General features: G+C 43.8%; 1 protein-coding gene. It reads right to left on the bottom strand.

Annotated elements, in window-relative coordinates:
- Positions 1 to 156: 156 nt before the first annotated feature.
- The coding region (locus D5R40_RS33775) for a molybdopterin dinucleotide binding domain-containing protein (protein WP_282433718.1) at positions 157 to 548 on the bottom strand (392 nt) is incomplete at its 5' end.

The raw sequence follows: 548 nt of genomic DNA, 5'->3' as shown, positions 1-548 counted from the left end.
GATTTCATCCTTTTCCAGCAAATCCATGATCTTATCATCCAAAACAACGATGCTCTGAGCTCTAGCTGATCGTCTACTTACTTTTTTCTCCCCTACATCCACCATATTGGGGTTGCCCGAGGCATCGAGATGGGTAAATTGCTCTGACATACACGTTTAATTTGCTTTTTCCAAGCGAATCGCAACCCACTTAGAACTAGGAGTTTTGCTTCCTTTGGCGAAGCTATTGATAGGGACCAATACATTGGCTTCAGGAAAGTAAGTTGCTACACAACCACTCGGGATATCATAAGGGATTACCAGGAATTTCTCTGCTCGTCTTGTTTGACCCTCGTGCTCTCCCACTAGATTGACCACCGATTTTTTCTCCAAGCCTTCTTTTTTCATATCCGCTCGGTTCATTAATACTACTCGGCGTTCATTGTAGATGCCTCGGTATCGATCATTCAGACCGTAGATCGTGGTGTTATATTGGTCATGACTGCGGACCGTCATCATAATATACTCTCCGTCCTTGACTTTGCGTTGAGGAGGTTTATTAATGGTGA

It is taken from the genome of Okeania hirsuta (assembly GCF_003838195.1).
GTDB lineage: Bacteria > Cyanobacteriota > Cyanobacteriia > Cyanobacteriales > Microcoleaceae > Okeania > Okeania hirsuta.
This window is presented reverse-complemented; position numbering and strand designations above follow the sequence as displayed.